The sequence below is a fragment of the Thermoanaerobaculia bacterium genome (genome assembly GCA_018057705.1).
GTDB lineage: Bacteria > Acidobacteriota > Thermoanaerobaculia > Multivoradales > JAGPDF01 > JAGPDF01.
On record JAGPDF010000057.1, the window covers coordinates 1 to 14753 of the forward strand.

The 14753-nt window shown below is 69.8% G+C and carries 12 protein-coding genes; 6 read left to right on the forward strand and 6 right to left on the reverse strand.

Annotated elements, in window-relative coordinates; translation table 11 throughout:
- Positions 1-69: 69 nt before the first annotated feature.
- The 4 genes from KBI44_15495 to KBI44_15510 are packed head-to-tail and all read left to right on the forward strand — an operon-like array spanning position 70 to position 3731.
- Complete coding sequence (locus KBI44_15495) at positions 70-1263, forward strand: DUF1343 domain-containing protein (protein ID MBP9145886.1); 1194 nt, start codon at positions 70-72, stop codon at positions 1261-1263.
- Positions 1264-1683, forward strand: a complete 420-nt coding sequence (locus KBI44_15500) for a hypothetical protein (GenBank protein ID MBP9145887.1) — start codon at positions 1264-1266, stop codon at positions 1681-1683.
- 12 nt (positions 1684-1695) lie between these two features.
- Positions 1696-2769, forward strand: coding sequence for an alanine--glyoxylate aminotransferase family protein (locus KBI44_15505; GenBank protein ID MBP9145888.1), 1074 nt, complete (start codon positions 1696-1698; stop codon positions 2767-2769).
- Complete coding sequence (locus KBI44_15510) at positions 2766-3731, forward strand: phosphoglycerate dehydrogenase (protein MBP9145889.1); 966 nt, start codon at positions 2766-2768, stop codon at positions 3729-3731. The genes KBI44_15505 and KBI44_15510 overlap by 4 nt, the downstream gene beginning before the upstream one ends.
- Here the strand turns inward: KBI44_15510 and KBI44_15515 are convergent.
- Both KBI44_15515 and KBI44_15520 read right to left on the reverse strand, forming a co-directional pair.
- Entirely contained in the window at positions 3709-4389 is a 681-nt protein-coding gene (locus tag KBI44_15515; protein ID MBP9145890.1) for a septal ring lytic transglycosylase RlpA family protein, read from the reverse strand. The genes KBI44_15510 and KBI44_15515 overlap by 23 nt on opposite strands.
- 107 nt (positions 4390-4496) lie before the next feature.
- A complete protein-coding gene (locus tag KBI44_15520) occupies positions 4497-5963 on the reverse strand; it encodes an adenylosuccinate lyase (GenBank protein MBP9145891.1) in 1467 nt (488 codons plus the stop codon).
- Between the two features lie 57 nt (positions 5964-6020).
- On the opposite strand from KBI44_15520, the gene KBI44_15525 reads away from it, so the two are divergent.
- Positions 6021-7688, forward strand: a complete 1668-nt coding sequence (locus KBI44_15525; protein ID MBP9145892.1) for a GAF domain-containing protein — start codon at positions 6021-6023, stop codon at positions 7686-7688.
- Positions 7689-7704: 16 nt separating this feature from the next.
- Positions 7705-8283: a non-canonical purine NTP pyrophosphatase gene (locus KBI44_15530; protein MBP9145893.1), complete on the forward strand. Its 579-nt coding sequence runs from the start codon at positions 7705-7707 to the stop codon at positions 8281-8283.
- Here the strand turns inward: KBI44_15530 and KBI44_15535 are convergent.
- From KBI44_15535 to KBI44_15550, 4 genes are read right to left on the reverse strand one after another with little or no spacing between them, the layout of a single operon-like run.
- Entirely contained in the window at positions 8280-11477 is a 3198-nt protein-coding gene (locus KBI44_15535) for an efflux RND transporter permease subunit (GenBank protein ID MBP9145894.1), read from the reverse strand. The genes KBI44_15530 and KBI44_15535 overlap by 4 nt on opposite strands.
- A gap of 1 nt (position 11478) precedes the next feature.
- The gene (locus KBI44_15540; protein MBP9145895.1) at positions 11479-12522 is read right to left on the reverse strand and encodes an efflux RND transporter periplasmic adaptor subunit; all 1044 of its coding nucleotides are present in this window, start codon (positions 12520-12522) and stop codon (positions 11479-11481) included.
- A complete protein-coding gene (locus tag KBI44_15545) occupies positions 12519-13898 on the reverse strand; it encodes a TolC family protein (protein MBP9145896.1) in 1380 nt (459 codons plus the stop codon). The genes KBI44_15540 and KBI44_15545 overlap by 4 nt, the downstream gene beginning before the upstream one ends.
- Positions 13898-14521, reverse strand: coding sequence for a TetR/AcrR family transcriptional regulator (locus tag KBI44_15550; GenBank protein MBP9145897.1), 624 nt, complete (start codon positions 14519-14521; stop codon positions 13898-13900). The genes KBI44_15545 and KBI44_15550 overlap by 1 nt, the downstream gene beginning before the upstream one ends.
- Positions 14522-14753: the final 232 nt, after the last annotated feature.

Below are 14753 nucleotides of genomic sequence, written 5' to 3' on the forward strand. Positions count from 1 at the left end.
CTTCCGCCGCGACCACGACGCCCCCTCCGCCCCCTCCGCCCCCTCCGCCCCCTCCGAAAGCTCCGGTCGATGATCTCGACCGGTCTCGACCTTCTGCTTGCGAGCCCGCACGAGCTCGCCGGGCGGCGCTTCGGCCTGCTGGCCCACGGCGCTTCGGTCACGGCGGACTGCGTCCCGGCGCATCTCGCGCTCGCCGCGGCCGGGGTCCCGCCCGCCCGGCTCTTCGGTCCGGAGCACGGCTACTACGGCGTCGAACAGGACATGGTGCCCGCCGAGAGCGCGCGCGACCCGTGGACCGGGGTCGAGATCGTCTCGCTCTATGGCAGCGACGAGCGGTCGCTCCTGCCGCGCCCCGAGGCGTTCGCGGGGCTCGACCTGCTGCTCATCGACCTCCAGGACATCGGCACGCGCTACTACACCTACGCCGCGACGGCGGTCTGGGCCGCCGAGGCGGCGCGCGCCGCTTCGTGCGAGGTCTGGATCCTCGACCGCCCGAATCCTCTCGGCGGCGAGGTCATCGAGGGCAATCTTCCCGATCCGGGCTTCGCCTCGTTCGTCGGTGCCTTCCGGATGCCGGTCCGGCACGGCCTCACCCTGGGCGAGATCGTCCGCCTCGAGGCGCATCGCCGCGAGTGGGGCCGTTCGCCGCGGGTGATCGCCGTCGAGGGCTGGAGCCGCGCCGACCTCTGGCCGGCCACCGGGCGCCCGTGGATTGCGCCGTCGCCCAACATGCCGACGTTCGCCACGGCGCTGGTCTATCCCGGTCTCTGTCTGCTCGAAGCGACGGAGCTCTCCGAGGGGCGCGGTACGACCCGCCCCTTCCTGCTCTTCGGCGCCCCCGGCCTTCGCCCGACGGCGCTCGCCGAGGCGCTGGCGCCGCTCGCGGCGCTGGGGGTGAAGGCGATCCCGACCTACTTCCGGCCCCAGTTCCAGAAGCATCGCGGTGAGATCTGCGGCGGCGTCGAGCTGGTGATGGTCGAGGAGGCGAAGGTTCGAGGCTATCGGCTCGGTCTCGAGATCCTGCTCGCCCTGAAGAGCGTGGCTCCGAAGCTCTTCGGATGGCGGGAAGCGCCCTACGAATTCGTCGCCGACCGTCCGGCGATCGACCTCCTGACCGGCAGCGACGTCTTCCGCCGGGCCCTCGAAGGCGACCCGACCGCCGACCTCGCGAGCTGGCGCGCTGGCTTCGAAGCGGACGAGAGGGAATTCCGGCAGGAAAGAAAAGAGATCCTCTTGTATCCAGAAGAAGAAAAGCTCCAGTAAATGAAAGCTCCGGTTCTTCTTGCCGTCGACGGATCAGCAGAGGCGTTCGCGTCTCTGTTCTCCGCAGCGAAGGCGGCCGGCTTGCGCGTCGGCTGGTTGGCCATGGACGCTCCAGTCGACCCACCGCCGCCCCTCCGAGCACCCCCTTTACTGGAAGCCTTTCGCGCCGTGGCCGTCGGCAACGGCCGGTCGATCGCGATGAAGCCGATGAAGGGAGCGGCGGTCCTGCGGGATCTGTTGCGCGAGCACTTTCTCGGCGCCGACGTGGTTCTCGTGGCGGGTCTCGCGCTCTATCCACGCCTCGCGGCGCGGGGAAACGGCTGGCACCTCGTCGAGAGCGCGACGGCGAGCCGCGCCTATACGACCGAGGAGCTGCTCGTCCGCCTGCGCAAACCGGCGTTGCGCTGGAAGAAGGACTAGAGGACGAGCGCCATGCCCGAGCAGATCAAGTATTTCGTCCCCGGCCCGGTCTATGTCCTCGAAGAGGTGCGGGCGGCGATGCTGGCGCCGGTCGTCGGGCACCGGTCGCCGGAGTTCATGCCGGTCTACAAGCGGATCACTGAAGCGCTCAAGCCGGTCTTCCGCACGACGCGCGACGTCTACATGGCGACCTCGAGCGCCACGTTCCTCATGGAGGCGGCGCTCACTTCGATGGTATCGCGCGACGTCCTCCACCTCACCAACGGCGCCTTCTCCGAACGCTGGTTCGACGTCGGAAAGTCTCTCGGGCGCGCCGCTGATCAGATCGCCGCCCCGTGGGGACAGGTGGTCGACCCGGAGCTCCTCCGCCAGGCGCTGCGCCGCAAGCGCTACGAAGCCGTGACCGTGGCCCACAACGAGACCTCAACCGGCGTGGTCAATCCTCTGGCGGAGATCGCTCGCGTGGTACGCGAGGAGTCGGATGCCCTGCTCCTCGTCGATGCCGTCTCGTCGCTCGCCGGCGCACCGGTCGAGACCGATGACTGGGGGCTCGACCTCGTCTTCGCGGGATCGCAGAAGGGCCTCGCGACCCCGCCGGGCCTCACCGTCTTCACCTTTTCCGAGCGTGCCGAGGCCAGGGCTGAGCAGATTCCGCACCGCGGCTTCTACGGCGACCTGCTGCGCTATCGGGACAAGCATCGGGAGGGCGGGCCGATCACGACGGCGGCGGTCTCGATCGCCTGGGCGCTCGATCTTCAGCTCGAGCGGATCGCGCGCGAGGGCATCGAGACGCGGTGGATGCGCCACGGCGCGCTGCAGCGCCAGACCTCCGGGTGGGCTGAGGCGCACGGCTTCGCGTTCGCCTCGGCGGCGGCCGGGCGCTCGGCGACGGTAAGCTGCCTGCGACCGCCGGCCGGCCTCGAGTCGCGCGCGCTCGTCGCGGCCATGAAGAAGAGGGGCTTCACGCTCGGCGGCGGCTACGGCCGCTTCAAGGAATCGACGTTTCGCATCGGCCACATGGGAGAAGTCCAAACCACAGATCTCGCGGCGCTCCTGGCCGCGATCGCAGAGGAGATCGCCTCATGACTCGAATTCTGATTGCGGATCCGCTGGAAGAGTCCGGCCTCGTCATCCTGCGCGCCACCGGCGCGGATGTGAAAGTGGTCGCCGCCGACGAACGCGCGCGGCTGCCGGAGCTGGTCGCCGAAGTCGACGCGCTGGTCGTGCGCAGCGCCACGAAGGTCACCCGGGCGCTGCTCGAGGCGGCGAAGAAGTTGCGTGTCGTCGGACGGGCGGGCGTCGGGGTCGACAACGTCGACGTCGACGCGGCGACGGAGCGCGGCGTGCTGGTGGTGAACGCGCCGAACGCCAACCTGATGTCGGCGACCGAGCACACCTTCGCGCTGCTGCTCGGCCTGGCGCGGAGCCTGCCGGCCGCGGACGCCTCGATGAAGCGCGGCGAATGGGACCGCAAGACTTTCGTCGGCGTTGAGCTTCAGGGGAAGACTCTGGGCATCGTCGGCCTCGGGCGCATCGGGCAGCGCGTCGCGTCGCGCGCCCGTGCCTTCGAGATGCGTGTCGTCGCCTTCGACCCGTTCCTCGAGCCGGAACAGGCGAAGCGGATCGGAGTCGAGCTCCTCGACCTCGACGACCTGATGCGCCAGAGCGACGTCGTGACGCTGCACACGCCGTTCAACAAGGCGACGAAGAACCTGATCGACGCGCGGCGGCTCGGGCTGATGAAGCCCGAGGCGCTGTTCATCAACTGCGGGCGCGGCGGCCTGGTCGACGAGGACGCGCTGCTCGCGGCCCTCGAGGCGGGCAGGATTGCCGGCGCCGGTCTCGACGTCTACGAAGACGAGCCGACCCACCGGCAGGCGCTCACCGGCCACCCCAGAGTGGTCGCGACGCCGCACATCGGCGCGCAGACCAAAGAGGCACAGGAGCGCATCGCGATCGAGACGGCCCACATGGTGCTCGCCGCGCTCGACGGCGAGGTGCCGGCGGCGGCGGTGAACCCTTCGGTCAGAAAGACGGCGGCGCAGTAGCCGACGGTGTCGCGACCGGCGTCGGGGCGCGCGCCGCGATGACCAGCGCGGCGTAGCCCTGGCGCGAGAGCTTGCGCGCCAGATCCGCCGCTTCGTCGGGGTCGGTGAAGGCGCCGAGCTGTACCCGGTGCCAGACCTCGTCGGAGCGCAGGACGACCTCCGGGTAGTCGGCGCGCAGGCGGGAGGCCAGGGCGTCGGCGAGCGCCTGCTCCTGGAACGCTCCGACCTGCACCACGTAGCGCCGGTCGCCGCCGCCGAGGGAGAGCGTCCGCAGCTCCACCCGCGCGGTTCCCGGCCCGACCATGCCGATGGCGCGGGCGGCGGTGAGGGAGAGATCGACGATCCGGTCCTTCTTGAACGGCCCGCGATCGTTGACCCGCACCTGGGTCGTGAGGCCGTTGTCGAGATTGCGCACTTCGAGCACGGTGCCGAACGGCAGCGTGCGGTGCGCGGCGGTCGCGGCGTGCATGTCGTAGCGCTCGCCGGAGGCGGTCATCCGGCCGTGGAAGCCGGGTCCGTACCAGGAGGCCATGCCGCGTTCGAGGGTGGAACGGCCGGCGCGGCTCGCCTGATTCCCCGAGCTCGCACAGCCGGCGAGCAAGAGAAGACCCAGTGCCAGAGGAAGAGGGGCGGAGGCGATGGAGCGTAGGGGCGTCATCGCATCGATACCGGCGCTGCATCCCATTCGCCGGCGCGTCGAGATTCGCAGCGCCGGAAAGCTCCCGCGGCCGTCTGCCCCCTGGATGCGACGCCTGAACGCGCCGCCTAGATGCGGGGCACTTCCACTGCCGCGGCGTCGAGGCCGGCCAGAGCCGGGTTCAGGACGTCGTTCAGGAAATCGTCCACCTGCTCGGCCGACCTGCCGGTGAACGCCTGCGGGTCCACCCAGCGGGCGATCTCCTCGGCCGACAGCCGGAAGTCGGCGTCAGCGGCTATTGTAGCAAGGAGCGGATTCTCCTCGTTCCGGGCCACCGCTTCCTGGGCGGCGAAGGAGTGCGTGCGGATGCGTTCGTGGAGCACCTGGCGGTCGCCGCCGCGCAGCACGGCCTCCATGAGCAGCGTCTCGGTGGCCATGAACGGCAGCTCGCGCGCGACCCGCGCCGCGACCATGCCGGCGTGGACGCGCAGGCCCGCGGCGATGTGCCCGGCGAGGCCCACGATGGCGTCGCAGGCGAGGAAGGCGTCGGGCAGGACGAGGCGGCGGTTGGCGGAGTCGTCGAGACTGCGCTCGAGCCACTGCGTCGCGGCGTTCACCGGCCCGTTCAGGGCGTCGGTCATGATCCGCCGGGCCAGGCCGCACATGCGCTCGGCGCGCACCGGATTGCGCTTGTAAGCCATTGCCGACGAGCCGACCTGGTGCTCGTCGAACGGCTCCGCGAGCTCGCCGACTCCCTGCAGCAGCCGCAGGTCGGTGCCCATCTTGTGGCAGCTCTCGGCGACACCCGAGAGGGTCGCGAGCAGTTGGCTGTCGAGCTTGCGGGTGTAGGTCTGGCCGGAGACCGCGACCGAGCCGGCGAAGCCGAGTCCGGAGGCGACCCGGGCATCGAGCTCGCGGACCTTCGCATGATCGCCGGCGAACAGCGTGAGGAAGCTCGCCTGGGTGCCGGTCGTTCCCTTGACTCCGCGGCAGCGCACGGTCGCCAGTCGGTGCTCGATCTCGGCCAGGTCGAGGACCAGGTCGTGCGCCCAGAGGCAGGCGCGCTTGCCCACCGTCGTCAGCTGCGCCGGCTGGAAATGGGTGTAGGCGAGGCAGGGCAGAGCCCGATGGCGGCGGGCGAAGTCGGCGAGTCCGCCGAGCGCCGTGGCGAGGCGGCGGCGGAGGAGCTCGAGCGCCTCGCGCATCAGCAACTGGTCGGTGTTGTCGGTGATGAAAGCGCTGGTGGCGCCGAGGTGGAGGATGCCGCCGGCGTCCGGCACGATCGCGTCCGCCTGCTCCGCGAAATGCCTGAGGTGCGCCACGACGTCGTGACGGGTCTGGCGCTCGAGTTGGGCGACCCGGGCGAGATCGAGCTGTGGCGCCGCCGCCTCGAGGGCGGCGATCTGCTCGCGGCGGATCGGCAGCCCCAGGTCCGCCTGGCTTCGGGCGAGCAGGATCCAGATCCGGCGCCAGGTCGCGAAGCGGTGGGAGCTCGAGAAGATCGCCGCCATCTCGCGCGACGCATAGCGCTCGTAGAGCGGGTTCTGGGGCTGTTCGGGGGCGGTGTCCGGGGACGGTTCGGCGCTCTTGGTCATCGCGCCGAGGATAACAAAGCGCCGGCTCCGGGCGCTGGGCTAAGATCGAACTGCGAGGTGACGCCGACCGTGCTCCGATTGCGCTGGGCCGTTCAGGGCAGGGACGAGATTCTGCCGCTTGCCGCGGACGAGTTGCGCATCGGCCGCGGCACCGAGAACGAGGTCGTCCTGGCCGATTTCTCGGTCTCGCGCCGCCACGCAGTCATCCGCAAGGAAGGCGGCAGCTGGTTCGTTCAGGATCTGGCGTCGACCAACGGCATCCAGGTCAACGGCGTCGTCAGCAAGCGCGCCATGCTCAAGCCCGGAGACCGGATCAAGGTCGGGATCTTCGACCTCGGGATCGAGGAGGTCCGCGAACCGCCGACCAGTGGCTCGAGAGACCGCGCCGCGACCGCCGGCCTGCCGCAGGCGCCCCCGCTGGCGCAAGTCGCCGTCGGAACGGCGACCATCGTGCGCTCGCTGGCCGATTTCAGCGCCGCCTGGGGGCTCGACGGCAAGACCTCGGGCGAGGCGCGATCGAGCAAGCGCAAGGATCTCGACGAGGCCTATTCGAGCAAGATCTTCGGCTTCATGACGCGCCTCGCGCGTCTCCTCATCCGCTCCGATTCGGTCGACGAGGTGCTGTCGCGGGTGATGGACATCGCTTTCGAGGCGCTGCCGGTCGACCGTGGCTTCATCCTGCTGCTCGACGAGTCGACGGGGAAGACGGTCTGCGAGCTGGCACGCACCAAGGAGCGCCTCGAGTTCCGGCCACAGAGCGAGGTGCCGGTCTCGCAGACGATGGTCGAGCAGGTCATGCGCGACCGCGTCGCCCTGCTGACCTACGACGCGCTGGCCGATCAACGGCTCGCCGGTGGCGACTCGATTCGCATCCATCAGATCCGCGCCGCGATGTGCACGCCGCTCTGGTCGGGAGAGAAGATCATCGGCGTCTTCCAGGTCGATACGCCCTTCCACGCCGGCACCTTCAACGAGAAGGATCTGGACCTGCTGACCGCCCTCGCCAACTACGCCGCAGTGGCGGTGGAGAGGCTGCGCTACGCCAAGACGGTCGAGTTCGAGCGCCAGGTGCGCAGCCGCCTCGAGCGCTACCATTCGCCGGCGGTCATCGAGAGCATCGTGAAGTTCACCCCGAGCGCGGCCGAGCCGACGGTCGGCAGGATGAAGCTCGCGGAAGCGACGGTGATGTTCGCCGACCTCGCGGGCTTCACGCCGGTGTCCGAGCAGGCGAGCCCCCAGGAAGTGGCCGAGATGCTCGAGTCCTACTTCACGCACGCGGTGGAGGCGATCTTCTCGGTCGGGGGGACGCTCGACAAGTTCATCGGTGACTGCGTGATGGCGTTCTTCGGCGCGCCGGTTCCCCAGAGCGACCATGCCCGACGGGCCGTCGAGGCCGCGATCCAGATCCAGGATGCGCAGGAGGCCCTGAACCGCGAGCGCGCGGCACGCGGCCTCCCGACTCTTCTGGTGCGGATCGCGATCCAGAGTGGCCCGGTCATGGTGGGCGACGTCGGCAGCCGCAAGCGCGTCGACTACACGGTGCTCGGAAATACGGTGAACGTCGCGGCGCGGCTCGAATCGGGTGTCGCCGAGCCGGGCGAGATCACCCTCGGCGGCGAGACCCATCGCCTGCTCGCCGGCGCGTTCCCCACCGAGCCCCTGGGCGAGTTCCAGCTCAAGGGGCTGCAGCAGAAAGTGCACGCCTTCCGCGTGCTCCGGGGCTGAGGCCGAACCCGTCCTCATGTCCGAGCCCCTGCTCTTCGTCACCGGCAATCCGTCGAAGCTCGTCGAGGCGCGCCGGCTCGCCGCGGTCGCCGGACGGACGCTCGAGGCGATCGCCGTCGATCTGCCGGAGATCCAGTCGCTCGACATGGAGGAGGTGCTGCGCGCCAAGGCCTGGCATGCCTGGCAGAGCGTGCAACAGGCGGTCGTCGTCGAGGAGACGGGGCTCGAGCTCGCCGCTCTCAATGGTTTTCCCGGTCCGCTGGTGAAGTGGATGCTCGCGGCGGTCGGCGCCGAAGGCATCGCCCGCACTGCGATCGCGCTGGGCAACCCGCGCGCCAGGGCGGTCTGCCTGTTGATGTGGACCGACGGCCTGCAGACGGTCCTGGCGCGCGGCGAGACGGGCGGAGACCTCGTCCTCCCGCCGCGCGGGCCGAACGGTTTCGGCTGGGATCCGGTCTTCCGGCCGGAGGGCAAGATCCGCACCTACGGCGAGCTCTCCGACCAAGAGAAAGACCGCGTCGGCCACCGCGGCCGCGCCTGGCGCGAGCTGCTCGCGCGTCTGCGCGACGAACGGTCGACCTCGCCGAGCGGCTAGCCCGCTGGCACCCTTTCCGGCGACGGGGGGACGTCGGCGTCGTCCTCGGATCTGGACGCTCCTCCGGCCCGCCGCTCCCGCCATTCGAGCAGCAGGTCGTAGAGCACCGGCACGAGGATCAGGGTGAGGAAGGTCGCGAAGGCGAGGCCGAACATGACCGCGACGCCCATCGGCCGCCACCAGGAGCTCGATTCCCCCGAAGCCTGGAACTGGAAGCCGCGGAAGTCGAAACCCCATCCCACGACCGTCGGCACCAGGCCGAGGATCGTGGTGACGGCGGTCAGCATGACCGGCCGCAGTCGCCGCATTCCCGTCACCAGGAGGAGCGTCCGCCGCGCCATTCCGCGTGCCCGCAACTGCTCGGCATAGTCGAGCAGCACGATCGCGTTGTTGACCACGACGCCGGCGAGCGAGATCACCCCGATGCCGGTCATGATGATTCCGAACGGCGTGCCGGTGAGAACCAGCCCGGCGAGCACGCCGATCATCGACATCGCCACGGAAGTCATGATGATGAACGGCACCGCATACGAGTTGAACTGGCCGACGATCAGCAGCAGTACCAGGATCAGCGCATACAGGAACGCCTTCGACAGGAACGCCGTCGACTCCTCCTCGTCCTCGCTCTGACCGGCGAAGCGGACGGCGTAGCCGGGGGGCAGAAGGTTCGGCATCTCGCGAATCCGCTTCTCGGCCTCGGCGCGCACCGGCTGCGCCTGCTCGGGTGTCGTCACCTTGCCGGCGATCGTCACCACCCGCCGGCGGTCCTTGTGCTGGATCGACTGCAACGCCGCGCCGGTCGTGACCTCGGCCACCGTTTCGAGCGGGATCTGCTCGCCGTCCTCGTTGACCACCACGAGCCGCTGCAGATCGGCGAGGCTCGAGCGCGCGCCCGGCGCGAAGCGGACGGTGATGTCCCATTCGTCCTCGCCCTCGCGGAACTGCGACGCCTCCGTGCCGTTGATCGCGGTGCGCAAGGTGCGCGCGATGAGCGCCGTCGACAGTCCCAGCCGCGCCGCCTGGTCGCGGTCGACGCGCACGATCACCTCCGGACGGGCGAGGTCGAAGTCGTTGTCGAGGGTGGCGAGGCCGGGAATGTCGGCGATCTCGCGCTGAATGCGCTCGGCGATCTCGCCGAGGCGCGCGAAGTCGTCGCCCGTGAGCTCGATCGACAGCGGATCGCCGACCGGCGGTCCCTCGATCGGGCGCTCGACGTTGATCGTCGCGCCCGGGATTCCGCGGACCCGGCGCCGCGCCTCTTCGAGGGTCGCGAACGAGCTCTGGCTGCGGTCCTCCATGTCGAGGAGGTCGAGGGTCACCCGGCCGCGGGTCGGATCGCCGCCCTCCGACCGCCCGCCCGAAAACTCGTCACCGGTGGCGCCGGAACCCGTCGCCGCCGCCCGCACGCGAATGTCGGGGAGGTCGCCCAGACGGTGCTCGAGCTCGCGCACAATGGCGTCGGTCTGTTCGAGCCGCGTGCCGGGGGGAGTCTCGACGGAGGCCCAGATCTGGCGCGGATCGGTCTCCGGGAAGAGCTCCGTGCCGTGATGGAACTTGCCGTAGAGCAGGATCACGACGACGAAGAGTGCGAGCGTCCCGCCGAGAACGAGGCCGCGGTGGCCCAGTGCCCAGGCCAGTGACTCGCGATAGAAGACCAGGACGCGGCCGCCGAGGCCGGCATCCGCCGGCACGCCGGCCTGGTCGTTCACGGTGACGGTGCGCTCCGTGTGGGGCCGCATGTAGGCGGCGGCGAGCGTCGGGTTGGAGGTGAAGGCGATGACCAGTGAAGCGGCGAGGGCGATACAGACGGCGATCGGCAGGATCGACATGAAGTCGCCGATGATGCCGGGCCAGAAGAAGAGCGGCACGAAGGCGCCGATCGTCGTCAGGGTCGAGTTGAGGACCGCCCCGCCGACCTCACGGGTGCCGATCTGCGCCGCCTCGAAGGCGGACTTGCCCTCCTGCATGTGGCGGTAGATGTTGTCGACGACGACGATCGAGTTGTCGACCAGCATGCCGACCGCGAGCACCAGCGAGAAGAGAACCATCATGTTGAGCGTCATGCCGGCGAGCTGCACGACGATGAAGGTGAGCAGCATCGAGAGCGGGATCGCCGCGCCGACGAAGAGGGCGTTGCGCAGCCCCATCGTGAAGAAGAGCACGATGACCACGAGCACGACGCCGGTGAGGACGTTGTTCTCGAGATCGGCGACCATGATGCGGATCTCCTTCGACTGGTCGGCCAGGAAGGTCGCTTCGACCCCCGGCGGCCAGGTGCCGCGCAAGCGCTCGACCTCCGCCTTCAGGCGGTCGGTGAGCTCGATGATGTTCGAGCCCGAGCGCTTCTGCACCGAAAGCGACACCGACTCCCGGCCGTCGATCCGCGAGTAGGAGCTGCGCTCCTTGAAGCCGTAGCTCACCTTGGCGACGTCGCGCACCTGCACCGGACGCTGGCCGACCACCTTGACCACGAACTGCTCGACGGCGAGCGGGTCTTCGACCTCGCCCGGGACGCGCAGCGCGAGCGTCTGCCCCTTGAGCGTGAGCTCGCCGCCGGGAATCGAGACGTTCTCGTCGCGGATCGCGTCGAGCACGTCGTCGAGCGAGGCGCCGTAGAGCCGCAGGCGCTCCGGGTCGACGTCGACCTGCACCTCGCGCTCGACGCCGCCCACCAGGGTCGCCCGCAGCACGCCGGGGATCGCTTCGACCTCGTCCTGCACCGCCTTCGCCAGCCGCCGCAGCTCGACCGGACCGACATCGCCGGAGAGGTGGACCTGGAGGATCGGCACGTCGGAGAAGTTGAGCTCGCGCAGGATCGGCTCCTCGGCGTCGGCCGGGAACTCGGACTTGGCGAGGTTGACCCGGTCGCGCACCTTCTGCAGCGCGAAGTCGAGGTCGACGCCGGAGACGAACTCGACGTTCACCACCGAAACGCTCTCGGTCGACGTCGAAGTGATCTGCTTGATCCCCTCGAGGCCCTGGAGCTCGCGCTCGAGCTCGTCGGTGATCTGGCTCTCGACGTCGGTGGGCGAGGCTCCCGGCCAGAGGGTGTAGACGAGGATGTTGGGGATCTCGATGTCCGGGAAGCTCTCACGCGGCAGCGTGTTGTAGGCCGAGCCGCCGGCGACGACGATCGCGAACAGCGCGAAGAAGACCGTGGCGCGGTTCCTGACCGCGAACTCGCCGAGCCTCACTTCAGACCTCCTCGACCGGCTGGTTCTCGCCCACCGCCTGCTGGCCCTCGACGATGACGTGCGTCCCGGCCGCAAGGCCGATGACCACGATCTCCTCGCCGACCACCACCCCGGTCGTCACCTCGCGGCGCAGCGCGCGTCCGTCGGCGACCGTCCAGACGGCCTTCGTGCCGCCGAGATCGACCAGCGCGGACATCGGCACGACCAGGGCACCCTCGACCGTCTGGCGCGGAATGTCGAGGCGGGCGAGCATTCCCGGCTTCAGCCGTCCGTCGGCGTTGGCGAGCTCGGCCTCGACCGCGAGGGTGCGCGACTGCGGATCGAGCTCGGCCCCCAGGCGCTCGATCTTCGCCGGGAACTTCTCGCCCGGGAAGGCGTCGAAGCTGACCTCGACCTCCCGGCCCACCGCGAGGAAGCGAACGTCGGCGGCGCGCGCCTCGGCGCGGACCTTGACCCTGGAGGCGTCGACGAGCTCGAAGAGCGGTGTGCCCGGAGCGACGAAGCTGCCGACCTCGACGTGGCGCACGGCGATCCGCCCTGCCCAGGGCGCGGCGACGCGGGCCTTGTCGAGCGCGAGCTTCGCCGATGCGATCCGTGCGACGGCGACGTCCCGGTTGGTGACCGCATCGAGGAGCTGGGCCTTGGTCACCGCCTTGCGCTCGAAGAGATTCTGGGCGCGCTCGAACTGGAGGTTCGCCTGCCGCAGCCAGGCCTCGGCCTCGGCCACCTGCTGCGCCAGGGCGCGTTCGTCGATCGTCGCCAGGAGCTCGCCCCTGGCGACCGCCTGTCCGAGCTCGGCCCGGACGGCTTCGACGGCACCGCCGACCTCGGCGGCGAGCACGGCGCGGTGCAGCGGCTCGAGGCCGGCCGGGAGGCTCGTGCGGTCGACGACGGTGCGCGGCGCGAGTGTGATCGTCCGCACCTGGGCAACGCGCTCGGCCGGCGCGGCCGGGGCCTGAGTCTTGGGAGAGGAGCAGCCGGCGAGCGTCTGAAGAGCGGTCGAGGCCAGCGCGAGGACGACGAATGACAGGCGGGTGCGGTTCATGGCAGTTCCTTCTGCGCCAGCGTGGACCAGGGCTCGGTCGGCAGCAGGCCGACAGCGCGCGACAGACGTGAGGCTTCGACGAGAGCTTCGTAGCGGGCTTCGATCGCGCTCACCTGGGCGATCACGGCGTTTCTCTGGGCATCGAGGAGATCGGTCTGGGTGGCGACGCCCTCTTCGTAGGTGGCGCGCGCCACGCGCTCGGCCTCCGCTGCCGCCTGCGCGAAGATCTCGGCCGAGGCGGCCCGCGACAGGGCGGTGGCGTAGTTGGTCCGGGCCTGGTCGGTTTCGAGCCGGATCGACGCTTCGAGCTCGGCGCGGCGCAGGGCGATCTGCCGGCGCTGGCTCTCGAACTGCTCGATCTGTCCGCGCCGGCGCCCGCCGTCGAAGAACGGCCAGGAGAGCTCGAGCGCCGCCGCCCAGGAGCTGTAGAGCGGGTCGGCGAGATTCGTCACCAGACGCACCTCGCGTCCCCAGTAGCCGCTGAGATCGATGCGCGGCAGGCCGTCGGCGCGGGTGATCTGCTGCTGGACCTCGTAGGCGTCTTCCTGATGCACCAGATCCTCGATCTCGGGCCGGCCGGCCGCCGCCGCGACGAGCCGGTCGATCTCTGGCGGTGCGGGCAGCGTCGCCGACGACGGTTCGAGCTCGAGCGGCTCGTCGGTCGGCAGGTCGAGAAGCTGTCGCAGACGCATCTCGGCGATCGTCACCTGGCCTCTGCGGCGGGCGACTTCCGGGTCGACAGCGGCCAGCGCGGAGAAGGCGCGCAGCTGCTCGAGCTGGGTCGCTTCGCCGATTTCGAGCAGGTCTTCGATGCGCGCCAGGTCGCGGCTGCGGTACTCGCGCTCGGACTCGATCGTCGCCAGGCCCTCGCGCGCCGCCTGAACCCGGTAGTACGCCTCGGCGGTCGAGAACGCCGCGTCGAGCCGGGCGGTGCGGATCTGGGCGTCGGTGGCTTCTCCGACGATCTTGGCGAGATCGATCGCGGCGCGAATCTTGCCGAAGGTCCAGACCGGCTGCTTGAGCTCGACGACCGCCCGGCTGAGCTCCTGCGTCGAAGGCTCGAAGCTGCCGCCCGGGAACTGGTCGAGGATCTCGTCGAAGTCGGAGCTGTTGAGGAAGGAAGGGCTGCGCGACTGCCCCCACGACGAGCTCAAGGTCAACTGCGGGAAGGCGTCGGCGCGCGCCTCGCGGATACCGCCCGCTACCTGACTGCGAATCTCCTCGACCGACAGCAGGCCGGGATTGGCGCGCAACGTGGTCTCGACGGCCCGTGCGAGGTCGAGTTGAATCGCGACGGCCGGTGCCGGAGGCAGCAGCGCAACTGTTACCGCCACCGCGACGGCGATAGGGAAGAAGCAGGTTCGGCGAGGGGACATCAGGACAGGTCCTCCTGCGGTTCGCGCCCCGAGAGGGCGCGGAAAAGGAGCCGCCAGATCTGCGGCAGACGACTCTCGACCGGTGCGGCCGAGTGGTGGTGACCGGCCTGGAGAAAGAGCAGGCCGTGAAAGAAGATGCCGAGGAAGATCTGCGCGTCGGCGGCATCGGTGTCGATCTCGCCCGCGGCGCGTGCCGCATCGATCCGGTCGAGAATGGTCGCCCGGATCGCTCCTTCGACCTCACTCACCACTTCGTGGATGCGTTGGCCGAGCTCCGGCGGCACGTGGGTGGTCGCGAGGTGGAAGATCGCGATCAGGTGCGGACGGTCGCGGGCGAACTCGACCGCCAGCCGAAGATGATCGCCGAGCTGGCGCTCGAAGGTATCCGGGCGCCCGAACGGCGCCATGCAGGCCTCCCGCCACTGCGAGATGCCGTCGCGAACCAGATCGAGCAGCAACTCCTCCTTCGAGCGGTAGTAGTTGTAGAGCGAGGGCTTGGCAATACCGACGCGCTCGGCGAGCGCGGTCATCGCGGCACCGTCATAGCCGCGCTCGCCGAAGAGCTCGAGCGCCGCCTGGCGGATCTTCTGCCGGGTGGTGGCACCGTCGAGTGGATTGTCCAAGTGATCGAATCTCCTACCGACCGGTCGGAAGCGACCGACTGGTCGGTAGTGTCTTCTACGGATCGATTCGAGTCAAGTTGCGGCTGGGAGCGCCCTGTAGACTCCCTGCCGTTTTTCTGCGCAGCGTGGCCGGGTCCAGGCCTGCGGTTCACCCCCCCCTCAAGCGAAGCGGGCGGCGCGCCGATGAATGCCGACACCATCGACACACGGCGAGGCAGCCTTAAGGGGGAAC

What these genes read in the sequence shown, in the direction of transcription:
- KBI44_15530 (MBP9145893.1), top strand. Translation starts at nt 7,705, where the DNA reads ATGTCCGAGCCCCTGCTCTTCGTCACCGGCAATCCGTCGAAGCTCGTC.
- KBI44_15505 (MBP9145888.1), top strand. Translation starts at nt 1,696, where the DNA reads ATGCCCGAGCAGATCAAGTATTTCGTCCCCGGCCCGGTCTATGTCCTC.
- KBI44_15540 (MBP9145895.1), bottom strand. Translation starts at nt 12,522, where the DNA reads ATGAACCGCACCCGCCTGTCATTCGTCGTCCTCGCGCTGGCCTCGACC.
- KBI44_15510 (MBP9145889.1), top strand. Translation starts at nt 2,766, where the DNA reads ATGACTCGAATTCTGATTGCGGATCCGCTGGAAGAGTCCGGCCTCGTC.
- KBI44_15515 (MBP9145890.1), bottom strand. Translation starts at nt 4,389, where the DNA reads ATGACGCCCCTACGCTCCATCGCCTCCGCCCCTCTTCCTCTGGCACTG.
- KBI44_15500 (MBP9145887.1), top strand. Translation starts at nt 1,264, where the DNA reads ATGAAAGCTCCGGTTCTTCTTGCCGTCGACGGATCAGCAGAGGCGTTC.
- KBI44_15495 (MBP9145886.1), top strand. Translation starts at nt 70, where the DNA reads ATGATCTCGACCGGTCTCGACCTTCTGCTTGCGAGCCCGCACGAGCTC.
- KBI44_15545 (MBP9145896.1), bottom strand. Translation starts at nt 13,898, where the DNA reads ATGTCCCCTCGCCGAACCTGCTTCTTCCCTATCGCCGTCGCGGTGGCG.
- KBI44_15520 (MBP9145891.1), bottom strand. Translation starts at nt 5,963, where the DNA reads ATGACCAAGAGCGCCGAACCGTCCCCGGACACCGCCCCCGAACAGCCC.